Annotated in this window: 21 protein-coding genes; 11 read left to right on the plus strand and 10 right to left on the minus strand. The window is 57.5% G+C overall.

The genetic code is table 11. The features are described 5' to 3' along the window. Nucleotides 1-66 precede the first annotated feature (66 nt). The 8 genes from C481_RS02800 (at nucleotide 67) to C481_RS02830 (ending at nucleotide 9880) form a co-directional block, all read left to right on the plus strand. Nucleotides 67-2016, plus strand: coding sequence for a 3-hydroxyacyl-CoA dehydrogenase/enoyl-CoA hydratase family protein (locus C481_RS02800; RefSeq protein WP_049904374.1), 1950 nt, complete (start codon nucleotides 67-69; stop codon nucleotides 2014-2016). A 7-nt stretch (nucleotides 2017-2023) separates the two neighbouring features. After that, nucleotides 2024-3214, plus strand: coding sequence for a thiolase C-terminal domain-containing protein (locus tag C481_RS02805; protein ID WP_006107369.1), 1191 nt, complete (start codon nucleotides 2024-2026; stop codon nucleotides 3212-3214). After that, nucleotides 3211-3699, plus strand: a complete 489-nt coding sequence (locus tag C481_RS02810; protein ID WP_006107370.1) for a Zn-ribbon domain-containing OB-fold protein — start codon at nucleotides 3211-3213, stop codon at nucleotides 3697-3699. The genes C481_RS02805 and C481_RS02810 overlap by 4 nt, the downstream gene beginning before the upstream one ends. Nucleotides 3700-4183: 484 nt before the next feature. Continuing rightward, nucleotides 4184-4588 (plus strand): transcriptional regulator FilR1 domain-containing protein, encoded by a 405-nt coding sequence (locus C481_RS23280; protein ID WP_449406446.1) that lies wholly within the window; start codon nucleotides 4184-4186, stop codon nucleotides 4586-4588. 1062 nt (nucleotides 4589-5650) lie between these two features. Continuing rightward, a complete protein-coding gene (locus C481_RS02815) occupies nucleotides 5651-6775 on the plus strand; it encodes a tyrosine-type recombinase/integrase (protein WP_006107371.1) in 1125 nt (374 codons plus the stop codon). 127 nt (nucleotides 6776-6902) lie between these two features. Beyond that, nucleotides 6903-7775 (plus strand): SDR family NAD(P)-dependent oxidoreductase, encoded by an 873-nt coding sequence (locus C481_RS02820; RefSeq protein ID WP_006107372.1) that lies wholly within the window; start codon nucleotides 6903-6905, stop codon nucleotides 7773-7775. 90 nt (nucleotides 7776-7865) lie between these two features. Further along, on the plus strand, nucleotides 7866-8369 hold the full coding sequence (locus tag C481_RS02825) for a hypothetical protein (RefSeq protein WP_006107373.1): 504 nt from the start codon (nucleotides 7866-7868) through the stop codon (nucleotides 8367-8369). Continuing rightward, nucleotides 8366-9880 (plus strand): sodium:solute symporter family transporter, encoded by a 1515-nt coding sequence (locus tag C481_RS02830; RefSeq protein ID WP_006107374.1) that lies wholly within the window; start codon nucleotides 8366-8368, stop codon nucleotides 9878-9880. The genes C481_RS02825 and C481_RS02830 overlap by 4 nt, the downstream gene beginning before the upstream one ends. 287 nt (nucleotides 9881-10167) lie before the next feature. Here the strand turns inward: C481_RS02830 and C481_RS02835 are convergent, their stop codons facing one another. The 4 genes from C481_RS02835 to C481_RS02850 form a co-directional block, all read right to left on the minus strand. Next, nucleotides 10168-10881 (minus strand): helix-turn-helix domain-containing protein, encoded by a 714-nt coding sequence (locus C481_RS02835; protein WP_006107375.1) that lies wholly within the window; start codon nucleotides 10879-10881, stop codon nucleotides 10168-10170. A 930-nt stretch (nucleotides 10882-11811) separates the two neighbouring features. Beyond that, nucleotides 11812-12150 (minus strand): ArsR/SmtB family transcription factor, encoded by a 339-nt coding sequence (locus tag C481_RS02840; RefSeq protein WP_006107376.1) that lies wholly within the window; start codon nucleotides 12148-12150, stop codon nucleotides 11812-11814. Between the two features lie 185 nt (nucleotides 12151-12335). Further along, nucleotides 12336-12773: a hypothetical protein gene (locus C481_RS02845; protein WP_006107377.1), complete on the minus strand. Its 438-nt coding sequence runs from the start codon at nucleotides 12771-12773 to the stop codon at nucleotides 12336-12338. Nucleotides 12774-13253: 480 nt separating this feature from the next. Next, complete coding sequence (locus C481_RS02850) at nucleotides 13254-13697, minus strand: ester cyclase (protein ID WP_006107378.1); 444 nt, start codon at nucleotides 13695-13697, stop codon at nucleotides 13254-13256. A gap of 146 nt (nucleotides 13698-13843) precedes the next feature. Between C481_RS02850 and C481_RS02855 the strand changes: the two genes are divergently transcribed. Next, nucleotides 13844-14479, plus strand: coding sequence for a helix-turn-helix domain-containing protein (locus C481_RS02855; RefSeq protein WP_049904391.1), 636 nt, complete (start codon nucleotides 13844-13846; stop codon nucleotides 14477-14479). Between the two features lie 29 nt (nucleotides 14480-14508). Here C481_RS02855 and C481_RS02860 read toward each other — a convergent pair whose 3' ends face one another. The 4 genes from C481_RS02860 to C481_RS02875 all read right to left on the minus strand — a co-directional run bounded on the left by C481_RS02860 (nucleotide 14509) and on the right by C481_RS02875 (nucleotide 19650). Then, entirely contained in the window at nucleotides 14509-15303 is a 795-nt protein-coding gene (locus tag C481_RS02860) for an alpha/beta fold hydrolase (protein ID WP_006107380.1), read from the minus strand. A gap of 859 nt (nucleotides 15304-16162) precedes the next feature. After that, a complete protein-coding gene (locus C481_RS02865) occupies nucleotides 16163-17014 on the minus strand; it encodes an ABC transporter permease subunit (RefSeq protein ID WP_006107381.1) in 852 nt (283 codons plus the stop codon). After that, nucleotides 17011-17988 (minus strand): ABC transporter ATP-binding protein, encoded by a 978-nt coding sequence (locus tag C481_RS02870; RefSeq protein ID WP_006107382.1) that lies wholly within the window; start codon nucleotides 17986-17988, stop codon nucleotides 17011-17013. The genes C481_RS02865 and C481_RS02870 overlap by 4 nt, the downstream gene beginning before the upstream one ends. Nucleotides 17989-18249: 261 nt before the next feature. Then, nucleotides 18250-19650: an outer membrane protein assembly factor BamB family protein gene (locus C481_RS02875; RefSeq protein WP_394295598.1), complete on the minus strand. Its 1401-nt coding sequence runs from the start codon at nucleotides 19648-19650 to the stop codon at nucleotides 18250-18252. A gap of 584 nt (nucleotides 19651-20234) precedes the next feature. Here C481_RS02875 and C481_RS22065 point away from each other — a divergent pair. Then, on the plus strand, nucleotides 20235-20405 hold the full coding sequence (locus C481_RS22065) for a hypothetical protein (protein WP_006107384.1): 171 nt from the start codon (nucleotides 20235-20237) through the stop codon (nucleotides 20403-20405). Nucleotides 20406-20615: 210 nt separating this feature from the next. Here C481_RS22065 and C481_RS02880 read toward each other — a convergent pair whose 3' ends face one another. Both C481_RS02880 and C481_RS02885 read right to left on the minus strand, forming a co-directional pair. Continuing rightward, entirely contained in the window at nucleotides 20616-21254 is a 639-nt protein-coding gene (locus tag C481_RS02880) for a TetR/AcrR family transcriptional regulator (RefSeq protein ID WP_006107385.1), read from the minus strand. 108 nt (nucleotides 21255-21362) lie between these two features. Continuing rightward, complete coding sequence (locus C481_RS02885) at nucleotides 21363-22340, minus strand: hypothetical protein (protein WP_006107387.1); 978 nt, start codon at nucleotides 22338-22340, stop codon at nucleotides 21363-21365. A gap of 84 nt (nucleotides 22341-22424) precedes the next feature. On the opposite strand from C481_RS02885, the gene C481_RS02890 reads away from it, so the two are divergent. Further along, the gene (locus tag C481_RS02890) at nucleotides 22425-23072 is read left to right on the plus strand and encodes a helix-turn-helix domain-containing protein (RefSeq protein WP_006107390.1); all 648 of its coding nucleotides are present in this window, start codon (nucleotides 22425-22427) and stop codon (nucleotides 23070-23072) included. Nucleotides 23073-24062: the final 990 nt, after the last annotated feature.

Here is a 24062-nt window from a genome sequence, read left to right on the forward strand (position 1 = left end):
CGTTGTCGCTCTCGTCCATCCGCCGCGTCCAAAGACCTATGGTGAAGTGTGACAGAGTAGGCCGTGATGACGTGCGAGACAGTCCAACGAGTAGCGGTTCTTGGAGCCGGTAGCATGGGTCACGGTATCGCCGAAGTCGCCGCCCTCGGCGGCTACGACGTCACGATCCGTGACATCGAAACGGAACTCGTCGAAGAGGGGTACGACAACATCGAGTGGAGCGTCGAAAAGCTCGCGGAGAAGGGACAACTCGACGAGTCCGCCGAGACCGTTCTCGACCGAATCGAGACGACGACCGATCTCGCGGCGGCCGTCTCGGATGCCGATCTCGTTATCGAGGCCGTCCCGGAGCAACTCGATATCAAGGAAGAGACGTTTTCGACGGTCGATGAACACGCACCCGAGCACGCGATCCTGGCGTCGAACACCTCCAGCCTCTCGATCTCTGCCATCGCGTCGGCGACGAACCGACCCGAACAGGTCGTCGGACTCCACTTTTTCAATCCGCCGGTGAAGATGGACCTCATCGAGGTCACCTACGGCGAAGCGACGACCGACGAGACGGCCGAACTCGCCTCCGAGTGGGCCGAATCGATCGACAAAACGCCGATCTACGTCCGCAAGGACGTCCACGGCTTCGTCGTCAACACCGTCCTCGTTCCCTTCATGGAGGAACCGGCCTGGATGTTATCGAACGGCGAAACGACGGTTCGGGCGGCCGACGCGACGATGGTCTACGAACGGGGCTATCCCATGGGCCCGTTCGAACTCAACGACTTCGGCGGCATCGACATCGCCTACCACTTCCGGGACGCCTCGGACCGGCCGGTCCCGCCGGTTATCGCGGAGAAAGTCGAGAACGAGGCCCTCGGAAAGAAAAGCGGGATGGGATTTTACGACTACGAAACCGGTGACGGCGTCGACTACAACCCCGAGGATATCTCCGACTTCGACACCCTCCGCACCGAAGCCGTGATGATCAACAAGGCCGCCTGGCTCATCGGCACCGACGTCGCCACGCCCGAAGCGATCGACACCGGCCTCCGACTCGGCGGGAACTTCCCCGAAGGCGTCTGCCGCCGGGGCGACCGACTCGGACTCGAGACGGTCCTCGAAAAACTCGAAACGCTGTACGAAACCCACGGTGCCGATCGCTACGAACCGGCCGACTATCTCGTCGCACTCGTCGAAGACGGATTCACCGGCGAAGACGCCGGCAAGGGCTTCTACGACTACCGCGTCGATCCCCCGTATCACTACCTCGACTGGGACATCGACGACGACGGCGTTCTCGAGGTCGCGATCGACCGTCAGGAGCGGATGAACTCGATGTCCGAGGACGTATTCATGGAAATCGACCGCCTCCTCACCGAGGTCGACACCGACGGCGTTTCCTGCGTCGTCTTTACCGGCGCGGGCGACAAGGCGTTTAGCTCCGGCGCGGATATCACCGGCTTTACCGCGGGCGAACCGACCGACATCATGGACGTCGACGAGGTCTTCCGGACGGTCTCCGAGTTCGACCGGCCGACGGTCGCGAAGATCGACGGCTTCTGTCTCGGGGCCGGCATCGAACTGGCACTGGCCTGTGACATCCGCGTGGCGACCGAGGGATCGACGATCGGAACGCCCGAGACGACGCTGGGTCTGATCCCCGGCGGCGGTGCGACCCAGCGCCTCGTGCGGCTCGTCGGCGAGGCGCGAACGAAGGAGCTGATCTTCCGCGGGCTCCAGATCGATGCCGAACGGGCCGAGGACTGGGGCGTGATCAACCACGCCGTTCCCGAAGCCGAGTTCGAAACCGTCGTCGGCGACATCGTCGACGATCTAGTGTCGGGCCCGCCGATCGCGCTCAAGGCCGCAAAACGGGTCATCAACGAGGGGCAGGAAGCCGGCCTCGACGCGGCACTCGCCATGGAGAAGCAATCGTTCGCGCTGCTGTCGACGACCGACGACATGTACGAGGGCGTCACGGCGTTTCGAGAGAACCGCGACCCCGAGTTCGAGGGGGAGTGAGCGTGCGATGACGCGAAACGTTGCCATCGTCGGCGGCGGACAGGCAAACTGGGGCGAACGAGACGCAACCTGGAAGGATCTCGCACAGGAGGGCGGCAAGGCGACGTTCGACGCGGTTCCCGGTGTCGACCCTGACGACATCGAGGGGCTGTTCGTCGGCGCGGTCCAGCCCGAACGATTTGCCAACCAGACCCACGTCGCGCCCATGGTCGCCGAACTCCTCGGAATCGAGGTCGACGAAATGATCGCCCGAACTGAACTCGCGTGTGCGAGCGGGCAGGCCGCGCTGCGATATGCGTGGCTGGCGATCGCGGCCGGGCAGCTCGACGTCGCGATGGTACTCGGCGTCGAGAAGATGAACCTCGGGCGCGAGCACATGCCGGAGGTGCAGTCGTCGATGGCGAACGTCTTAGACCGCGAGTTCGACGGCGCCAACGGGCTGGCCGCGCCGCCGTTCTTCGCGTGGTACGCCCAGCGCCACATGCACGAGTTCGGGACGACCCGCGAGCAGCTCTCGCTGGTCGCCGCGAAGAACAAGACGAACGCCTCCCGGACGGACTTCGCCCAGTTCCAGTCGACGGTCGACCCCGACGAGGTGACCGACTCGCCGGAGATCGCGCCGCCGTTGCACCTCTACGACTGCAGCGGTATCACGGACGGTGCGGCCGGCGCGATCCTGATGAGCGAGGCGAAAGCCCGCGAGGTGACCGACACCGCAGCCTGGATCACCGGCAGCGGGCAGTCCACGATGGCGGGGAACTCGATCAACAACCTGCCGTCGTTCAGCGGCTGGCCGCAGGCCCGCAAGGCATCGCAGAACGCGTACGACCAGGCCGGAATCGACGACCCACTGGCCGAAATCGACGTGGCGGAGGTCCACGACTGCTTCTCGATCAGCGAGATCATCGAGTACGAAGAACTCGGCTTCGCCGAGCGCGGCGAAGGCGGCCAGTTCATCGAGGACGGCCGCAGTCACCTCGACGGCGACGTTGCAGTCAATCCGCGCGGCGGGCTCCTCGGCTGCGGCCATCCGCTCGGCGCAACGGGCGTCTCGCAGGCCCTCGAGATCACCCAGCAGTTCCAGGGCGACGTGACGAACGATCGGCAGGTAGACGACGCGACGACCGGTCTCATCCACAATCTCAGCGGGAGCGGCTCGGTTCACAGCGTCATGGTCCTCGACCGTGATCCACAATGACTGATACTTCGACCGACGACGAGCGAGAACAGGTTTCGGTCCCCTCGGAGATCGAGTTCCCCCGACTGCTCGACTTCTACGACCTGCAGACGGCGGACCAGACCCAGATCCACGAGTTCTACGACAATCTTCGAGCGGGACAGTTCACGACGACGCGATGTACCGAGTGCGACGCGATCCACTTCCCGCCGCGCATCGTCTGTCCCGAGTGTACCGGCGACGCCCTCGAGTACGTCGATCTCCCGCACGACGGTGAACTCTTCGCCTTCTCGGCGGTCCGCGGCGGGCTTCCGCTCGGATTGCGCGAGCACGAGGTGCCGTACGTCGTCGGCGTCGTCGACCTGGGTCCCGTCCAGCTCTCGGGTCGAATCGACGACGCGGCCTACTCCGACCTCGAGATCGGCGATCCGGTCTCGCTGAAGATCGTCGACATCGACGGGCCGACCGACGACGACCGCGTCTTCTACCGGTTCGAGCCGCAGTAACCGATTCGCGATCACCGCCGCATCCGATCCGTTCTTCGCAATCGGTTCCGATCGCTCATCGACATCGCCGTCACTCTCACTATAATTGGAGTAGCGTATAATATGATCAAGGAGAATAGCGCCGAGCTCTGGTCAACGCTTCACAAACGACACAATGTGCTCACCGCCCTCGCAAACGAACTCCGGACGAGATCAGATCTCGTCGACTCCGACGACTGGTCCCGCTCGGCGATTGGTCGTGCCATTAGCGCCTTGGAGACGCAGACTGTATTGAGCGACATGACAGCACCTACTACCTTACCGAACTCGGCCGTGTATCTTTCTCTGAACACAACCGGTACACGAAGACCATGGACGGCATCGCTCGCGCTAGTGACGTCCTTGACTCCGCCTCCGTAGAGGTCCACATCGATCCCGTTTTCTTCAGCGAGTATCCATCCAAACCATTGATCCGCATGCCCCAGGATCTGCCCTCAAAGATAGCATCGAGGCGCTCAAGACAACCGACCGACTAGTCGACCTCGTTCCTCTCATCCTCTCGGCATATATTGAGGCACTTACCGACCTCGTCCGAGAACACGACATCAAAGCCGAACTCCTGCTCCACGAAAACGCATTAGATTCCCTCCTTGAATACTATCAGGACATATTCAGTAAGGTTGATATTACAGATCACGTTGACTTCTACGTGACCGACCAGGACCTTCCTTATACGCTTTGGATCACAGAACACGACGAGCGGTCGCGAGCCGATATCACCTTCCATGAAAACGGTGGCGTGCGCGGCGTTCTAATGAACGATTTCCCGACTGCTCTGCAGTGGGCTCGTGACGAGTTCTCCCCGTATCTCGAAACCGCAGATCCAGTTACAGTTAATTTGACCCCATGACTCCGCACGCCGATCTCGGATGAACCTGGGGACCCATCGACAGTGTGATCGCTGCCTAATCTACCAGCGCTGCCGGTCATCGGTCACATGTCCCATTCTACATACGCGAATCTGTTCGGTTGACTCACAAGTCAAAACGTTGTCACCAAGCCACTCAAAGTCGACGCCGAGTGGAGTGAAACGAAAAATTGAACAGTATAACTGCACCAAGGCCGTATGTGAGGCCTGCAACGCTTCATCTAAAAGGATTAACTATCTAAAGCAGTGCAATAATAACACTAAAGTCAAATTCCCTTCAAAAATAGGCGTTCGTGAGTTTGGTACGTACTGAAACTCATTCATTAGAGTCTTGATGCGAACCTAAGAACCCTTCCAAAAAGTGGTTTATAATCCAGAGACTCAGAGCAGTCATTGTAACTATCAGTAAAGCAAGTCCCTGCGAAGTACTTAGGACGCCAAGTGCAGAGAGGATGGTCCCGAGAATTATTAGCGCAGCCACTATGTAACCGAACGGTATGCCAATCATAGCTGGAAATTTTGCATGGATATCTGGCGAACTCAATTTTTGTGAATTAAAAGTACCACTCCATCCTATTTGAATCTACACCCCGGTTCTCTACCTAGTGACATTAATTTTCTTATCAAACCATGATCTCTTCCTCACTATCTGAGCAAAATAACTATTATGGGTGAATTTCACTACCGTGCATGACGAATCGATATAGCCGACCTCAGGTGAATGATGTCGAAGTACTCGAGGTAGCTTCATTTCGGGCTCACCTGTCGTAAGCGACAGTACCTATCCTAACTTGCGAGACGTGCCATGTATCGTCTGGTTAGTGGTCTGTAGAAATCCAAACGCAGAATCTGTGAACTTCGAAGCCAGAAGGATTCTATATCGCGTAATATGATTTATGTTCAATCTAGTTAGCGTGAGATGCCCGGTATCTGGCTCCTCACGGGTTATATCTTCGATATCATGAATTGGGGAATACACTACACATTAGGCCAATAATGTGCGGTGGATTTAGGTAGGTCGCCGCCCTCGGGGAAGCCAAGTCGATGACAAACAGCGACTCCGGGGGTTCACGCCGAGAAACGCCGCTCGAGGGGGCGACAGCCGAGTTCATCGCCGAGCGCGACGGCAACTATGCACAGAATCTCGAGTACGTCCTCGAGAAGTGGACTGACTGGTGTGCCGACCAGGATGTACGGACACTCGACGACGTGACACCGCTGACGATGCGCCACTATGCGTCGTCTCTCAAGCGGCGCTCGAAGACCGCCGACGGAGACGGAATTAGCGCGTCGACAGCCCGGACGTACTATAACTACGTTTCAGCGCTATTAACGTGGGCCGTCGAGGTCGAGTATCTCCCTGAAAACCCGGCCGAAAAACGGAAAGCAAAGAAACCGCTGCCGACTGCACGGACCAACAGCGGCGAGCAGCAGTTCTGGCAGCCCGAACAACGGCACGCGATCATCAATTACGTCGACGAACGTGCCCGCGAGGCGATCGATGAGCGAGGGACCGACGCTTTCGAAGCAATTCGCAACCGAACGCTGATTACCGTTCTCGCCTACACCGGCGTTCGGGGGTCGGAGGTCCTTGCCGACTACCGCGACGAGCGACGGAACGGGTTGCGGTGGGGCGACGTCGATCTCGAAAACGGCGTCATTACGGTCCTCGGCAAGAGCCAAAATCCGAACGAGGAAGTCGGGCTTACGGGGCAGACAATCGAACCGTTACAGCGACTGCAGACACTTCTTGACTCGCCCGCGAACTCGTGGCCGGTATTCCCCTCCCGACACCCGCCATCGTTGTACGAGAACATCCGTGCTGCAGGACACGACGTTCCAGATGGCGATCCCTGGGAATTCATGCTCGAAAACGGTATCGAACCGCCCTCGATGAGCACATCCGGAGCGCGGACGGTGCTGAAACGGCTTTCTAGCGAAGCACCCATCCCCGATCTGGATACGGAAAACGGCGAGTACCTTACCCTCCACGGTGCACGCCGTGGCGTCGGTGAGGCGCTTTTCAGAGAGCACGGCGCACAACGCGCCCAACGAACGCTCCGACACGCCGATCCGAAGACGACCTCACAGATGTACTCCCACATCGAAGCGAGTGAACTCGGGGAGGCCAATACGGCGGTGTTCGACGACGAATCCGATTCACACTGAAATCAGCGAAATCGACGGTATACAGTATCGACGGCTACACTCAATGGCCATCGAAACCGCAAGCCGGCGGCGATGATTACATATCAACCTTCTGTTTGAACCCGATACCGCCCGTCTTTCTAGCTACATGAGCGGGGAATCCGACACACACAACAGTATCGAACCACCCGAGCTCACCGCCGATTTGATCCATCACATCGACGATCCGCGGTTTACCAGTGAGAACGTGGCGATCGTGACTGGCGCAGCGTCGGGGATCGGTCGTGCGACGGCGCTCGTCTTGGCGGCAAATGGCTTGACAACGATCGCAACCGATGTCGATGAGAACGGTCTCCACGAGACGGCCGAGAAAGCGGACGGCCTCGCAGTCAAGGGGGACCTCAAGACGGTCGCATGTAATCTGACTGACGACGCCGAGATCGAGGCACTCGTCGAGACGGCCGCCGATGCGGGACAGCTTCGGTACGTCGCAAATATCGCTGGCATACAGCACATCTCGCCGATCGCGTCGTTCCCGATGGAGACGTTCGACTCGCTCTACCAGGTGATGCTCCGCGCGCCGATGTATCTCACGAAACTGGCGCTTCCACACATCCGCGAGGCCGAAGATGGCGTCGGTGCCATCGCCAACATGGCGTCCGTCCACGGTCACTACGTGACCCGCGATAAGGTCGCCTACAACACGATGAAATTCGGCCTTCGAGGGCTTACCAGGTCGACTGCGGCCGAAGGTGACGGCGATATCCGTGCGTTCACGGTCAGCACGGGCTACGTCAAGACACCGCTCGTCCTGGACCAGATTGCGGATACGGCCGAAGAACGCGGTATTACCGAGCGAGAGGTCGTCGAGGACGTGATGCTCGGGCAGGCTCGGACCTCCGAGATGATGGCGCCGGTCGAGGCGGGCAACCTGTTCGCTTTCGGGCTCTCACGCCACGGCAAACACCTTAACGGCGGTGACTTGCTCTGGGACGGCGGCTTCGTGAACACGTACGAGTGATGGACACATGGAATATACAATCTGGATACCACGGCACGAATTGGAACGGAGGAATCGAAGCTGCGGGTCGACCGTTGAGGGGGCAAGCACATGTTAGACGGCGAGATCGATGTCGGGGGAATAACCTCGGAACTGATGCTCGCAAGCGGCGTTCTATGGACTGCCGTGCTCGGACTCGGGCTGGCCGGCTATTGGTTCGTCGCCTTGCTCGTCTCGGTGTTTCTCTTTCATCCGTGGTTCATCATCGGCGCGAGTTCAAACGGGACGATTTCGACGAAGTTGCTCGTCTATCCCCTCGGAATATGGACCGGACTCCAGCTATCGGCGTTCGTCCTGACCGAGTACTACTCGAACGCGTTCGCAGGCAGCTCACCGGCGTTTCTGGTCACCGGCATGCATCCGTCCTTCGCCGCCGTCTACTGGCTCTACTGGGTCGGTGGGTTCATGACGATCACCCTCGGCTACGGGATTTACTTCCGCAAACACTTCCTGCCGGAAGGGGAGTGGGACCGGTTCCTCGATGAAGTCGAGCGGGTGAACGCAGAGAGCGAGAGACCGGAAGCCGACGAGGCTGTCGAGGTGCGTAATCAATGATCGACTTGCTCGTTCCCGGCTTCGTCGCGTTGTTTATCCTCTCGGTGTTCGCTGTCGGTCTCTACAGCAAGCGCCTGATCGACTCCTCCGACGAGTTCTACGGTGCGACGAAGATGTTCGGTGCGGCGGTCATCACCCTGGCGAGTATGTCCGGGGTCATGAGCGCCTTCGGATTTATCGGCGGTCCGGGGCTCGTCTACCAGATGGGCACGTCCTCGCTGTGGATGACCTTCGCCAGTGGCCTCGGGTTCGCAATGGCCTATTGGATCGTCGGGAAGCGCGTCCGCGGAATGGCCGATGTCGCCGACATCGGCACGCTCGGGGACATCGCCGACGAGCGGTTCAACAGCGGCGCGATCCGCGGGATACTCGCAGTGATTCTCTTTATCGCGTGTTGGGCGTACCTCGCCTCGCAGGTCGCTGGCGGCGGCTACGTCCTCTCGGTAATCCTCGGTATCTCGATGGAGACCGCCGTCTGGCTCGTGTTCGGCCTGATCATCGTCTACGTTGCCGTCGGTGGCATGGCGTCGGCCCAGCTTGCGGGAGCGTACACGGGCGCGGTGATGCTCGTGGGCGTCGTCGGCGTCGTCGTCGGGTTCTTCCAGATCGCCGGCGGGATGGAAAACACGACGATGACCGTCGTCGAGGCCGGCGAACTCACCGGCGCAGATGTGACGAAGGCGTTTGCTCCCCAGATGCTCGACGGCTGGGGGCTCGCCGAAGAGTCTGCACCTGGCCTGCTATTGATCTGGCCGGTCGTCTTCAGTATCGGCGTCATGGGACAGCCACAGGTCCTCCAACGAATGTTTTCGATCGACGATCCGAAGGGGCTGCGAACCGTCGGCCTCGTCAGCGGTGTCACCTATGCTGTGGGGAGCATCCTCTGGTTGCTCATCGGTTTCGTTGCGCTCTACCTGGTTGCGTCCGGAAGCGTCGAACCGCTCGCAGACCCCGACATGGCCGCCTTCGAGTTCGTCGATCGGTTGCACATCGTCTTACAGATGGTCATTTACGCGGGGCTGGTCGCTGCGATAATGTCCACCGCGGCGTTTTTCCTCTCGGTCGCCTCCGGCGCGATCGCCCGCGACTTCGTGCGGGCGATGGGCTGGGAGGTTTCCGAACAGCGGGAAACGTGGCTGGGACGAGCGGCGGTCCTCGTCGTCGGCGTTGGCTCGGTGATCTTCGGCCTGTACGGCGGCCACCTCGTCGCGATCCTCGGGACCTTCGGCTGGGGCACGTTCGTTAGCGGGACGATCCCTGCTGTGGTCGTCGGGCTGCTCTGGAAAGGCGCGAGTAGAGAGGGCGTTACTGCTGGACTTGCCGCGTCGCTCCTCCTCAACGTCACGCTGCTGGCTGCGACACAGCTCGGGTACGCGTTCCCGATCGGGATGGACTTTTACTTCATCGCGATCTCCGTTTCGATCGCCGTGACGATCTTCGTCTCGTATCTGACCGAAGGGGCCAGCGGCGAGAACGTCCCAGAACATGTTAAACCGATCTTCAAACTCTAACGGAGGTGAGAGATATGGAACTCTGGCTCGTCGGCTTCGTCGCGATGATGGTGATCAACCTGATCGTTCTCTTCTTGAAAATATAGGCGGCTCCCCGCTGGTTTTCCCCTGCGCTCACCGCGGTTGTGATCTATTTTCCGAACGACTGCGCGACCGCGAATCGTCTCTCGGGAAAGCACCTTCCGAGTTCGGACATCGATCCCTCTACGACGGCAATAACATGATCCGATCACTCCTCGGAGCAACTACGGGTTTCTACCGCTTCTGATCGGTCGACACGTCACCCTCTAATCCCATCCTTCGTCTTCTAACTCCATCTGAGCTTCGACGTCGTTCATCACGCGAACAACTCGGCGGAGAACCTTTCGCTGGCTCCGGCGAAGGTTCTTCGAGGCACCCATCTTCGAGATGTCGAACTCCGCAGCAACGTCGTCTAGGGTCGCTCCCCGCGGCGTCGAAAAATACCCCTTCTCGACTGCAGCCTCGAGCGTATCGCGCTCCCTGTCCGTCAGATTCTGGAGCGCTCGAAGCATCGAACCGACGGATTCGACGTTCTGAAGGATATCGAAGAAGTCGTCGATATGGATCGAATCGTTACCCTTGATCGTGAACTCGTTCGAAGCATCGAGTTCTGAGAGCGCGTCTTCTGCCGACTTCGATCTATCGAAGCCGACGTTCCAGATTTCACTGCCGTTTCGAATCACGAACGGACCGGTCACATAGCCGGCGTTCTCACGAATCGTCTGCATGGCGTCAGTTTCGCCGATCCGCGAACGGACGAGCGCCGTATTCTGTTTCCGAGACAGGAGTTCGTACCCCCGAAGCATCTCGTAGCCGTTGAGCGTCTCGAGTGCGCCGTGTAACTCTTCCGGGCTCTCCCCGATCACGAGCAACCGTGTCTCGAGCGTCCGATCCGCCTGATTGAAATCCCAGTGTTGGGTGTGAAAGGCGACATCGTGTTCTCGAGTGGTCCGAATGTACGGACAATCGTACTGGACCATGTCAAGCTTTAGCGCATTCATCTTGCAGAACTCTTGTATTCCAGTCGTATAGCGTTTTGTGAACTGTCCGACCTACTCGCTCGATTGCGCTCGCAAGCAGTACTCGGCGCTTTCGAGGCCCTCGCGAGTAGTTCCCTGCTGTCACAGCCGACCGCCTCAAGGTCGGCTTCGGGCATCAGCGCGAGTTCTTCAAGAACGGTGCGAAAGTCCGGGTAGTGATAGACCGGGTCGCGTTTCGTTGCGTCGCGAGGCGGTGAACTCGTCGTCAACGTTGTGCCAGCCGAGTTCACACGGTGGACCCTCGAAAAGCCGTTTAGCGTCGCGTTCTCAAGGGCGAACAACGACTGTGCTCGTCGGTGGAGTCGTCGATCGCTGCTCAGTGTCGGACTACGCTTCGTCTCCGCCGTCCGCCCTTGAAAACTGGACTCTCTCCCACCTTCCTTTCGTGCCGGACGACTAATGAACTGGTGAACTCGTGAACTCGTGAACGGAGGAGTGCTTGCAGTGAACACAGACTGGCCGGTATAGCTAGTACGTGTCGGTAGCCGATTCGACCAGGTGGATGTACGAGTTAGCTTATCTAATCAGGCTAATTGATTAGGATAACTAATCAACGCACTCTACAGTTTTTCAACGGAACTACCAGGCAGGGCAACGAACGGGTGGATTCGTCGCAGACAGCGCCGTAACCGTCTTATTTTGGTTCTCGATTTCGATTAGTTATTCCGGTTGTTCTCGAACCGGCATCTGATGTGCGTGACCTCGGTCCGATTCGATCGTGGTCGTGAAGCCGTCCGGCCTACCATTAGTCGACCTGCTCTGGATCCGACCAAATGTCGAACACGCTCTCTCACGATGCGTCGAACGTGCGACGGATAGTGAGGGTCGCGTCCGTCGTTTCAGTAACGGTCGCATCTGTCGTGTTAGGTGTCATCGTTCGCCCGTCTCCAGATGGTCGGCCAGCGCGTCGAATCGATCCTCCCAGAAGACGCGGTACCGGGTCAGCCAGCCGAACGCCTCGCCAAGCGGAGCGGCGTCTAGGTGACATCGCCGAACTCGTCCGTCCTTCTCCACCGTGACGAGGCCCGCATCCTCGAGCACCTGCAGGTGCTTGGATACCGCGGCCAGCGAGACATCGTAGGGCTCTGCGAGTTCCGAGACGCTCTTTGGCCCCTCGGCGAGTTCCTCGATGAGCGCGCGTCGCGTCGGGTGCGACAGCGCTTGGAAGATCGCGTCGAGGTCCCGATCGTCCGACTGTTGCTCAACCATCTGGTTGAACAGTAGGGATGCATATACTTATCCACATCGTCGGATAAAGCGACCACTCCGTTCTGCGGTTCCAGTGGTTAATTCGGCGATCGTGCTATCTCTCCGTTCTACATCGAAGGGGGGTTAGTCAGTGCAGTCACCGACTCGGACAGTCATTGCTCGGGTACACGTGGCCAGCAACCGGACTACGGAACTAATTTCTCTTCGGTCGACTGGCGACTTCGGAACCCCTCCCAGTTCCTGTCAGCCCTGACGAGCAGATACGCGACGATGATTACGACGGCCAACACACCATCGACGATAGCTGTGCTCGTGGCGTCCGGAGCGTCGCTGGCGAAGGCAAACAGGTACGTTGCCGTCACAGCCTTGTGGAAGATTGCGAGTTCCCAGATGCCCGGGTACAGTCGCGGTCGAACTGCAAGCAGCAGAAAGATTCCGGCGAAGACGAGAAGACCAAAGAGTCGCCAGCTCTCGGCGACTACCGCCTCGGGACCGGCTGTTCGGACGGCCGTGATGGAGGTCCCGAACGCATATACTGCACCGAGGGCGGCGAGAAGCAAGAGACTGCTCGCCGTCCATCGCCGCCACCCCCTCACATCGTTCGAGTCACTCCCCTGAGACATGGATCGTGAGTGAATTCGACGGCAAGGAAGATATACTTCCGGAACGAATTCGACATACCAGTGACTAGTAATAACAGAAACAAGTTGAAGATAACCTAAAACCTTAGATACTTCTTCGTATTGTTCTCCGAGGCGCTTGGGGCACCGCCGATGCGCTCATTGGTGGCTTAACACGGATATATACTCCGTGATGCATCTGGCGTCGGCTATCGTCGTCCCCCTCGGCGATGGAGGGAAGCTACCAAATTTGGGATCTATTAGTCTCTTTGATGACCGTGAGAGGATCGAGTCGGTCTACCAGAGGTGCTGAACCATCGAATTGGTTCCATCGTGCCTCTTCCGTCACCCGTGTAGGATTCTCCTTCTGTGTCGTTGTGAGGATCCTACTTTGCCGTTATCGTGTGACGGTGTGAGCCAACTGACGGTGCTACTGGAGCCACACTTCGACTCCTGCGCAGTAGCGCGGTGCACTCTCGGTCATCACGTCGGTGGGAAGTCGATGACACCAAGCTGTTGCAAGAGACTGAGGTTATCCGGCAAGAACCATCGTTCAGCGATCACCCCGTCCTCTATGCGGGCAAAAAACATCTGTTGAACCTCGATTTCCGTTCCGGTTGGTTCAATCCCTCCAAGCTCACCCGTGTGTGTCCCACGACTCGTGATACGCACCGCGACCAGATCTCCTTCCGCAACGATATTCTCGACGGTCTGCGAGACGTCGGGGAACGCGGTGAGAAAACTATTATAGGACTCTCGAATCGCCGGTCGGCCTTGGTGCGTTCCCATCGCATTGCGCTCGACAGCGTCTTCGGCGTACAGTTCGTCGAGCAGATCGAGATCGCCCTCCGCAAAGATCTCTTCGGGAATGCGGCGGACAAGTTGCTTATTCGCCTCTAATTGAGCGGTTGGTGATGAGTCTGTCATTGATACTGTTCCTCGTCGGTGTCAGTACAGGTATCGGTCTGTGAATTCACTGCAACCACGTCTGGTACTATGTGAGCGATAATCGTGTGCCTTCACAGGAACAAGTTTCTGCCTTTATGTGGCTCGGGAGCCGACTCTCCGCTGAGATGCCCAAAATTCAGGTGAAACTCGACGGGACAGCGGTGGACGGTTGGCTGGCGACGATTTCGAGCGAGTTCCCCGATGCCGAGTTCAGACTGATGGCGACCCAGTTACGGAACGAAGGTGCGTTCGTTATTCTCGAAGTACTGACACCCAAGGGAGACGAACTCGTTCGCCGATTCGAGAACACACCCGAAGTAGACGCAGTTGATGTCTACCATACCGATGAGCGGATGGTGTTGCTCCAGTTTCAGACCTCAGCAACGAAGTCGTATGATCCACTCCGCAAGTCGAAGAACATCTCAATTTACCCAACGATCCTGCGCAATGGATGGTTTTCCGTCGAGCTAGCGGCCTCACACGAACGGCTATCGAAGTATACCGACGAGTTAGCAGCGGCCGGCATTCCGTACGAGATTGTGTCGCTCGTCCAATCACACACTGTAAGTGAGATACTCACGGATCGCCAATGGGAATTCATTACCGAGGCAGTCGAGCGGGGGTTCTACGAGACTCCTCGGAACTGTACGCTCGCCGAGTTGGGGGACGTTCTTGACATCCACAAATCCGCGGTAAGTCGGTTGCGCCACCGAGCCGAGAGTCGGGTTATCAAGAATTTCGCCGCAGAAGCAGCACAATAGGAGACAGATAGCGACTAAGTACCTGCTCTTCAGTTAGTGAAGTTTCGGACTATTTCGTTGAATTGCTCCGAGTTCTCCCAGAACAGCATATGGCCAGCGTCGTCGAAGAACACGGTTTCAGCATTGGGTATTTGTTCGCCGACGTACGCGCTCTCTTCCGGAGGCGTTGCTCGGCTATCTCTGCCGACGAATACCAGCGTCGGAATTTCAATCTCGGAAAGGAATGTCCGCCAATCAAGATTGAGAATATCCCGCATGAGTTCGATTTTCGCCGTCTTCGAGCAGTTCACCATCTCGTCCACAAACCCTGATTCTCCAAGCGTTAGGGAATCGTACCGACCGGCCATCCGGCTGAAGACGTCTTCTTCGGCGTATTCGATGTCCTTCGCAAGTTTAGTGAACGCTTCGACATCGAAGCACTGCTGTTGGTCCCAGTCCTGCGGGACGAGATTTTCTTTTGGGGATTGATCGACACAGACCAGTTTCGAAATGCGATCACTGCCGAATAGTTCCAGATGCGACCACAGCACGACTGCTCCCATTGACCATCCGACTGCAGTAACATCAGTGAGGTTCAAGTGATCTAATAATTCTTTGAGATCCATCGCAAGTCGAGAAATGCGGTATCCGTGTCCGGGTTTCTCCGATTCGCCGTGGCCCCGATGATCGAATGCGACTACTTGGTAGTCCTCAGCGAGGTCGGGAACGTTTTTCTCGAAGAATTGTAACGTGCTGGACCATGCAGTGACGAATACGAGCGGTGGTCCCTCACCCTGTGTTTCGTAGTACAGTTCGACACCATCGTTGGTGGTAAGAGTCGCCATCAATACGGACTTTGATCCGGATCAACATGATTTCGCACAGAAACTGGGTGCTGTGTTTAAAACATCGTGTTAACTCTTCACAGTTGTCTCTTACAAACACCTGAGTCCAACTCACTGTCGTCTTCAACTTTGAAAGACCATTTACCGTTAATCTTGACAGCAATTTCACCAATAGTTACCTGCGACGGTGAAACCGCCCTTAGAACGCTCTGAATTCTGACACACTGTACAACAGTATCGCTTTCCTGAACGTCGGCAGGCCAGCGTCGCTATCAGCGAGCCGATGGACTCACTTATAAATGACTCTGTGAGAGCGTTCAACGTCTGATTCAGCGAGAACCGACGTTGCCTCATGGAGTGGACAACTGCCTCGCTTATCCTCTTACGACTCTTAGAAATAGACGGTCTCTCAGGCGAACACAAATTCATAGGCAAGTGCCAGAAGTAGCATCGAAACAGCAGTTCCAACAACCGCCCCGACAGGACCCGCCTCGATATACTCAACAGCGGTGACTCCAAGTACGAGGGAACTACTTCCAAACACCCATGCTACCCGTGATGGAAGGCGCTTCGTTGTAGTAGTAGTGCTCATATCGTCGATTTCTCTACCTACGTACAACAGTTTTGTGCACCAAATCCGCTCTGGCAGACACCCGACGGATGGTTGAACGAGCGCAGTACACTCAGACGTTTCCGAAATCGTAACGGTCGGCGGAGAATTGGAGGAGGGTCAACAGACCAGAATTTTGAACTGCTGCTGTGCGCACGGTTGTAAAGTCCAGTATGCTGGTGGTCTCGAAGCTCAAGTTCTCAATCGTTCTCCGTTCAGTTTGCGTGGCGTCTAACGGTTTTCGAGAAGTTAGCTCATCACCGCTCGATTGAACCGATAGTAGCCAATCCCGAGTGGGATCGCGACCCATGCGATAACGATCACCCAGGCGAACCACGTCTCGAGGAAGAACGGGACATCCCCCGCGAGTCGGTCGGCCGTGGAGACGGTTTCTACGCCGGCGATGTCGACGAGCGTCCCTGAGAGTATCCCGAGCGGTTCCCAGATCCCGAGGCGTTCAACCAAGACGTACCACGCCGGCAGATCCGTCGAGCCGGGTAACTCGCGTTCGAGGAGCCAGTAAATTGCCATCGGGACCGTCCACCAGAGCAAATCGAAGATGAGGTAGATCCCGAGCACGCCGCCGACGGCTTTCGCTCGCGTGTTGACGCTAGCGGAGACGGCGACGGCAACCGAGACGTACACCAGTCCGATGACGAGCGCGAACACCAGCAAGCCGATGTAGTCGGTCACGGCAAAGCCGTCGTAGAGGGCGAGGATCACGACCGCACCCACGAGAAAGCCGATCACTGTTGGCACCGCGACGACAGTGGCACGTCCGAGGACCTTCCCGACGACGACGTCGCGTCGAGAGTTCGGCAACCCGAGGAGAAATCGAATACTGCCGGATTCGCGCTCCCCAACGATCGCTCGATAACCGACGACCAATCCGATGATCGAGACCATCATGGTCATCCATGTAAACATGAAGCTCATCCCATCGTCGAATCCCGGAGCAGGCCCCTGGCCGGGAATATACAACAGTTGAGGAATCGCGGAAATGCCTGCGACGACTAAAATCATGAGGGCCGACAGAACCCAGAGTAACTTCGACCGAAGCGCGTCCGCAAAGTCCTTCCGGGCGACGTGTACCCAACTCATTGGTCCGCCTCTCTGATCAGTTGAGTGGTATTGGCGGCGTTCTCTTCTGCATGCCGTGAAGTCGGACGCTCGCCGGTAGTGAGCGTCGCGAAGAGATCCTCGAGCGAGGAATCGTCAATCCGAATGTCCTTGATGGTCACACCGCTTGCTCCGACCGCCTCGATAACAGGTGCCTTCCGGCTAGCATCGGCCACTACGACCGACACGTCGTTTCCATCGGCGTTGATGTCGGTGACGCCGTTCATCGTTTCTAAGGCAGGAACAATATCGTCTGCAACGGTATCGAGCGTGAACACGAGTCGAGAATCAGCGTCGAATCTGTCTTTGAGCGAGTCGATGGCGTCCTCAGCGATTAGGCGCCCGTCACGCATAATGCCGACACGGTCACAGATCGCCTCTACTTGCTCCATGACGTGACTCGAGAAAAAGACGGTCGTCCCGCGTTCGTTCTCCTCACGGATGATCGCGCGCATCTCCCTGGCTCCGTTCGGATCGAGACCGGACGAGGGTTCGTCCAGAATAAGGAGGTCCGGATTTCCGGCCAGCGCCATCGCCAGCGCGAGACGTTGCTTCATCCCGGTTGAAAAGCCGCCGGCGGTCCGGTCAGCTACGTCCGCGAGTTCGACACGCCCTAGAAGGTCGTCCGGATCGTCGTCTGCGCCTTTCGTCTCGATAGCGAAGCGAACGTGCTTTCGCGCGGTTAGACGACCGTATACCCCGAAATCCTCTGGAAGGACGCCAACTGATTGGCGAATGGCCACCGATTCGTGCTCGAGATCGTAGCCGAGCACTGTTCCTGATCCCGACGACGGTGGGGTAAACCCGAGGAGCATATTGATTGTCGTCGACTTTCCAGCCCCATTCGGTCCGAGAAACCCGTAGATCTCTCCCTTTTGGACCGTGAGATCCAGTGACTCAACGGCGTTTACATCACCGAACCGCCGGCCAAGCGAATTCGTTTCGATGGCATCCATATACACCCATATTTTCCGATCGGTAAATACCTTACCGGTGTCCAGGGCGTCATCGAACCGTTCTCATATCCTCTCCGTGACTACCCGATAAACGGTCAGTACAGGGAACCGACATAATGCAGTGGATTGTGATCTACTGGACTTTTCTAAGGATACAGACTATCCGGGTGCGTCGGACACGGTGAAAACGTAATCGGCCAGGCGAGTATTCCGACCTGTTGTTCAGTGCTCTCGTCCTACTTTGCCCGATCCGGGAACCCCTTACTCAGACGGTTCGTTCACGCTGGTCGATTCGTCGACGCCGGCCTTCCGGCGTAGCCACTCGATGCCGAGCGCCCCACCGAAAAGTCCGGCGCCGGCCGTGAAGCCGGGCACGTTATCGGTGGTAGGGTTGTTCTCGGTGTTCGTCTCGTTTCCACCGTCCGCATTTCCGGCGTTTCCGTTCCCGACGTCGCCGTCATCGGCAGACGTTCCGTCGTCGCCGTCGTCTCCCCCTGTGCCGCTGTCGTCTCCTCCCGTGTCGCTGTCGTCCTCGCCACCCTGCTGATCGGCTTCTTCGTCGGATCCGTCTTGCTCGTTGTTCCCTCCGCCTGTGTCGTCGTTCCCGTCACTGTCGTCGGGCTGGTCGTCCTCGCCGCTTTCGTCGCGAAGCGCCACGAGTTCGCCGTCGTGGTCGACGTAGATCGTCTCGCCGCTGATCGCACGGATCGATCCGACCGGCGTATCATCCTTCGAGAGCACCCACTTCTCGGACCCGTCGTACTTGTTCAGGGCGACGAGGACCTCATCGTAATTCCGCTCCCCGGAATTGGGCGTGTCCTGAGTGAGATACGCGTACACAGTTTTTCCGCTGATGACGGGTTGCCCGTAGGTGTACGTAACGTCGAGATCCCAACTGTATTCGTCGCCGCGGATCGAACCGCCGGAGTACCCCTGGTTGGTGGCGCTGCCGACGTGGATCTCCTCGCCGAACGCTATTTCGTTCATCCCGTCGCCTATGGCTATAGATTCGCCAGTTTGGGCATCGTACAACGGCCACCCCACCTCGGCACCGGCGTCGTGAGCGACCGCTGCCGACGTTGCGTAGATGGTATTGACATGGGGGCCAATGTAGGTTCCCTCCTGCCAGACTTCGGTACCCGTCTCGGGCTCGAGAGCGATCGGACCGGCACCCGTGACGCTGTAGATCACGCCGTTTGCTGCGGCGGGCGGCGTCACGAACTCGTACTCGTCCTCCTCGTTACCGAACGGCGCAGCGGTGATCGACTCCTTCTCCCACCGAACCGAGCCGTCGTCGGCCTCGAGTGCGTACAGCGTGCCGTCGGCGACGGCGTATACGCCGCCGTCGGCGACCGTCTGCCAGACGATCTCCTCCTCGGGATCGAACTCGGTTTCCCAGCGAACGCTCCCGTCAGACCGGTCGAGCGCGACGACCTCGTTCCCGCTGAGATAGACGCTCTCGCCGGCGACCGACGGCGTTTCCGCATCCACCTCCGTGTTCTCCCAGACGACGGTGCCGTCCGCCGCATCGAGGGCGACGACGCCGTCGTCGGTCGGCGTGTAGACGGTCTCGTCAGCGACAGCAACAGTACCCGCGCCCGCACCCTCGACGGACCACGCGGCCTCGAGTTCACCGCCGCTGAACTCGTGGCCGTCCGCGATGTATCTGGCGTGACCGGGGTCGCCTCGGTGTGACGGCCAGTCCTCGTTCGGNGCCGCTGAACTCGTGGCCGTCCGCGATGTATCTGGCGTGACCGGGGTCGCCTCGGTGTGACGGCCAGTCCTCGTTCGGTCCCGGCTCGCGATCCGGATCCGGAAGTTCGTCGACGTCAGCCTCGGAGGCTCCGGCCCCCACCGAAGCGAGTCCGGTCCCGACCGACAGCGCTGCTCCAGTCGCTAGCACAGAACGTCTTTTCCACATAACTACACGAGTACGCACAAATACCAGTCATAACCCTATCGAGCAATTAACGCGACTTCTTCGCTATGCAACTATTTGAAACAATAGCAGTCAGAGCTCTATCTGGCAGTTAATACGACTTTTTAGCTGTCCACGTGTCTCGAGCTTTCCCGCGGTCTGAACTCTCACGCAGGTTTCAGCCCGATCACCACTATCCGATTCGCACATGCAGGAACGAATGACCGCCCCTCGCCAAGGACTATCTTGGGGACACTGCGTTACATCCGGGAGAACCATGTCTCAGTTGACCCGCGCGCTTATTCTCTCACAAATCGAAGGAGAGCATATGTCTGAAGAGGGGAGTAATCAGATGGATTCGAACAAAATGGGCGCAGGAATAGCGGTCGGGCTTCCACTAGGAGTCGCTTTGGGAGTTACGATGGACAATATCGGGATGGGGATCGCTATCGGCATCTGCATCGGTGTCGCTCTCGGTGCAGGGTGGAGTCAATCGTAGGGAGGTACCCAGCTAGTTCCATCTTGATTCTGCAGTAGGTTTCCAGGTCTACTTAACGGCCGGTTCACCGTAAAAGAGAGAGCAACCCTGAGAAGACTTCTATGACACCCACGATGTCGGCTAGCCGGAACCGGGACGATCACAATAGCTACTCGGTTGTTGTCGTGATTTGCACCGTCAAACAAGTAGCAAACCCACGCGGACAGCGGATCACGTTCCCGACACGGTGTCCGTCGGCGAATTGACCAACAAGCGAGAAACGATAAGTTGGTCGATCGTCTCGCGCGCATTGCCAGGTGCCACGTCCTGTCCGAGGTGGATCTTCCTAATGTGGGCACCGGCGATGAGATCGTTAATCAGCATCGCTATTTGTTGCGGGTCTACGTCATCGAAGATCCCCTCATCGATTCCTTCTTGAAGAATTCCGCTCAGATGGGCGACGTACTCATCGGTAAGATCGTTGAGAAGCCGTTGGTGCTCTGCGTTGTGGTGGGCCTGGGCCTGAATCTCGTAGACGACCGTGAAGACCTTCCAGAACTCGTCGTCGTCCATGTACGTACTCAGCAAAATATTGTCGAGTTCAGCGTTGAGCTTCGTCAATGGATCGGCGTCCATCGAACTCGCGATCTCCTCGTGTTCATCGCTAAGAAGGTACACCAGCAATTCGGTGATCAGTTCGTCTTTCCCGTCGAAATAATGGTGGATGAGTTGGCGGCTCTTGCTGAATTTAGCGTCAATGTCCCGCACACCGAGGTCAGCGTACCCGGTCTCGTATACTGCTGATATCGTCGCTTCGATGAGTTCTACGTACGTGTCCTCAGGAATTTCAGAAGAATTTTTGGACGCCATTATCTGGTGATAGGAAGGGTAGGTGACGAATCTTCTTGAATCATTCTGTGTCACCGGAAGGCAAGTTTCGGTGCACTCTCCAGAGAGATATTCGGTCGACGTAGTTTTTCACCCCAAGTTGTCGCCGTCTCGTGGTTCACCAGCGCCCTCGTGATGACCTAGGAGGTCTGATACTCGTCGTGGTCGATTCGGTGTAACGGCATGAGCGAGTAGTTCGAAGTCAGTTTCGAGCGGATAGTCAAGGATCGGGCTCGGATCTCTGAGCGCCCAGTTGAGAGCGATCTCCGACACACGAGCGACCGGATTCCACGTGTCGTAGTAAGCGTCGTAGACCCGTTGCATCTCGTCGGCCTCCATGTAACTCAGTAGTTCGTACCCGGTCGCGCTGCGTTCGAGGAACAGTGTTTCCGTATACATGTTCTCCATATCGATCATCTCGACGCTCCACGTCTCAATTGGGCCGAGATTCAATTCGCCTGTTTTAAATCGATTCGTGAGGTCCGTGAACCAGTCTGCGAGACGCTCGGGGAGGCCGGCGGTGAACCACACGCTCACTAACGCTATATCCGCCGTTCGCTCACCCCCAGCATCCGTGATACGCTGGGACGCCACTCCGTCGGAGACATCCGTCCGGGGCCGAAGCGGATTCACCGCGTGGACGAGTAGTTCACGCTCGACCGTATCGTCAGTGTCGTCCAGCGCGTCGTGGGTGAGGGGGAACGCCTCTGAGACAGTCGCCTCGGGATCATCCCAGTCGGCGATCGTAGACCGAGGCAGTTCGACGTACCAGACGAGTTCAGGAGTGGTCGGATCTCGGTTGAGGAAGAGCGACGCTGTCGTTGCGCCGTCGAGGCTGAGGAGCGCGCTTGGCTCGTCCTCGAACATCGCTTTTGAGACAGCCTCTCTGATCGCGTCGACGTGTTGTGGATCGATACGGCGACGAACGAGGAAAGCCCTCATGTGCCGCTCGTCGATGAACTCGTCCGTCGAAGAAGAGTCGGAACGACGCAGAGACCGGTGCAACCAGGCGGCGGTACCGAGCGCGAGTCCGCCGAGAATCAACCCTCGACGCGATCGAATTCGCATAGTATGACTTGATCGACAGTTGGGTTGGCTCCATTCCCGAAGCGTATCGGTGATTCAAGTAGTCTCGCTCCAATGGCGTAGCTAATGAAATCGATGTCTGTAGAGCTCCGGTACAGCGACGAGGCGCTTATCCCCCTCCACAGGGAGCTCTGTGAGTCACCTGCTCTGGACCGGGAGATCATTCTGGGTGGCCAGTCTGTCGACGGCGTTGAAACCATCAGTTCGTTCGTCTACGGGAGCCCGGACGCCTACGAGTCCATACTGGCCGAGCAGGAATCGGTTCTCGAGTACGATCTCACGCCCGACGAGGACGGGTTCTTTGTCTACCTCCGGCAGGAGCTCGGTCCGCAGGGACTGTCGATGATGGATTCGCTCGCACAGGACACGGTCGTGATCGTCCCTCCGATCGAGTTTCGTTCCGATCAGACAATGCGAATGACCGTCGTTGGTCATCCCGACGACCTCAGAGCCGTTTCGGATTCGATCCCTGAGGGAATTTCGATCGAGATCCTAAAAATCGGTGACGGCGTCATGACGTTTGAGACCTCGATATCCGAGCGCCAACAGGACGCACTCCGAGTCGCGTGGGATGTTGGGTACTTCGATGTGCCACGACGAAACGGAATCGAGACTGTCGCAGCTGAACTCGACTGTGCCGTCTCGACCGCCTCGGAACTCCTTCGTCGAGGAGAGGCACATGCGATCAGTCGACTACTCGAAACAGACCTGTAAGTCGCCGTATTCGTTCTAGAGCTAGTCTCCGGCCCTCGCGGATATATAAGAAGACGAAACGTATCGGATAAACAGTGTTCCTCCTGGTAGTACAATAACCGGTGTGGAACACACGACCGAGAAGTTCCGAATTACGACCGGCGTACTCACTCCACTCGCTGCTGTCGGGACTTTGGTGGTTAGTGCTGCGCTCTCGACTACCTACACGTGGCCAAGTGACCCGTTTTCAGTGATAGGCGGGGAAGCGACTCTCTTGGCGTTGCTATTCAATGCCAGCCTCGTCACGACCGGCCTCCTCACGTTTCCGTTCGCGACTCAACTCTGGACTACCACGAGTAGCAGGGTGTCATAGAAAAGTTCCCATACCCACTCTCTGACTACCCGACAAACAGTAAGTACAGGTTCAACATGTCTCGCTTAATATACCTCAAATTTTATTATAGAGTGTCAGGGCCGTGGTGAATCGCCATAGAGCGTTGGATTTTACTGTGTAACGGCACGCCTAATGTTGTAGACGACACATCAGGACGATTTCACGGAACTCACGTCACAACCTTCCCAGTGAAGAGAAAGATTTTTGACATCAACCATACGCCGTTTCCTGCTTCACCTTCCTAGATTTGACGGTCGAAGTCCGCGCTGTCTGGCGATTCACCAGAGCCCGAAAGAAATATATTTATTGGAAGTGAAATTTGGAACATGTACTTTCATGAGTAAGGACAATACCTCTGAACACGAGTCTATGAGGATGATACGCGTTCGATACGTTATTCTGACAATCTGTGGATTTCTTTTTGTTTGGAGTATTTTCTGGCTTTTTTTCGGCGAAGACTCCTTCTGGGAATCGATGCGTACCGGAGTAATCGCAGCTCTCATTTTTACTGTTATTGTCTATCTCGTAGATCATTTCTAAGAACAATATTTTGGTTTTCAATACGAGGGACCGGCGTCGTGGGGCGGTGAGGCGATTCGGTGGCGGGCGCGGGAAGC

This window comes from Natrialba asiatica DSM 12278, from assembly GCF_000337555.1.
Taxonomy (GTDB): Archaea; Halobacteriota; Halobacteria; order Halobacteriales; family Natrialbaceae; genus Natrialba; species Natrialba asiatica.

Bases quoted from the DNA above. Each gene is read 5' to 3' on its own strand.
- C481_RS02800 (WP_049904374.1), top strand. From the start codon at position 67: ATGACGTGCGAGACAGTCCAACGAGTAGCGGTTCTTGGAGCCGGTAGC.
- C481_RS02805 (WP_006107369.1), top strand. From the start codon at position 2,024: ATGACGCGAAACGTTGCCATCGTCGGCGGCGGACAGGCAAACTGGGGC.
- C481_RS02810 (WP_006107370.1), top strand. From the start codon at position 3,211: ATGACTGATACTTCGACCGACGACGAGCGAGAACAGGTTTCGGTCCCC.
- C481_RS02815 (WP_006107371.1), top strand. From the start codon at position 5,651: ATGACAAACAGCGACTCCGGGGGTTCACGCCGAGAAACGCCGCTCGAG.
- C481_RS02820 (WP_006107372.1), top strand. From the start codon at position 6,903: ATGAGCGGGGAATCCGACACACACAACAGTATCGAACCACCCGAGCTC.
- C481_RS02825 (WP_006107373.1), top strand. From the start codon at position 7,866: ATGTTAGACGGCGAGATCGATGTCGGGGGAATAACCTCGGAACTGATG.
- C481_RS02830 (WP_006107374.1), top strand. From the start codon at position 8,366: ATGATCGACTTGCTCGTTCCCGGCTTCGTCGCGTTGTTTATCCTCTCG.
- C481_RS02835 (WP_006107375.1), bottom strand. From the start codon at position 10,881: ATGGTCCAGTACGATTGTCCGTACATTCGGACCACTCGAGAACACGAT.
- C481_RS02840 (WP_006107376.1), bottom strand. From the start codon at position 12,150: ATGGTTGAGCAACAGTCGGACGATCGGGACCTCGACGCGATCTTCCAA.
- C481_RS02845 (WP_006107377.1), bottom strand. From the start codon at position 12,773: ATGTCTCAGGGGAGTGACTCGAACGATGTGAGGGGGTGGCGGCGATGG.
- C481_RS02850 (WP_006107378.1), bottom strand. From the start codon at position 13,697: ATGACAGACTCATCACCAACCGCTCAATTAGAGGCGAATAAGCAACTT.
- C481_RS02855 (WP_049904391.1), top strand. From the start codon at position 13,844: ATGCCCAAAATTCAGGTGAAACTCGACGGGACAGCGGTGGACGGTTGG.
- C481_RS02860 (WP_006107380.1), bottom strand. From the start codon at position 15,303: ATGGCGACTCTTACCACCAACGATGGTGTCGAACTGTACTACGAAACA.
- C481_RS02865 (WP_006107381.1), bottom strand. From the start codon at position 17,014: ATGAGTTGGGTACACGTCGCCCGGAAGGACTTTGCGGACGCGCTTCGG.
- C481_RS02870 (WP_006107382.1), bottom strand. From the start codon at position 17,988: ATGGATGCCATCGAAACGAATTCGCTTGGCCGGCGGTTCGGTGATGTA.
- C481_RS22065 (WP_006107384.1), top strand. From the start codon at position 20,235: ATGTCTGAAGAGGGGAGTAATCAGATGGATTCGAACAAAATGGGCGCA.
- C481_RS02880 (WP_006107385.1), bottom strand. From the start codon at position 21,254: ATGGCGTCCAAAAATTCTTCTGAAATTCCTGAGGACACGTACGTAGAA.
- C481_RS02885 (WP_006107387.1), bottom strand. From the start codon at position 22,340: ATGCGAATTCGATCGCGTCGAGGGTTGATTCTCGGCGGACTCGCGCTC.
- C481_RS02890 (WP_006107390.1), top strand. From the start codon at position 22,425: ATGAAATCGATGTCTGTAGAGCTCCGGTACAGCGACGAGGCGCTTATC.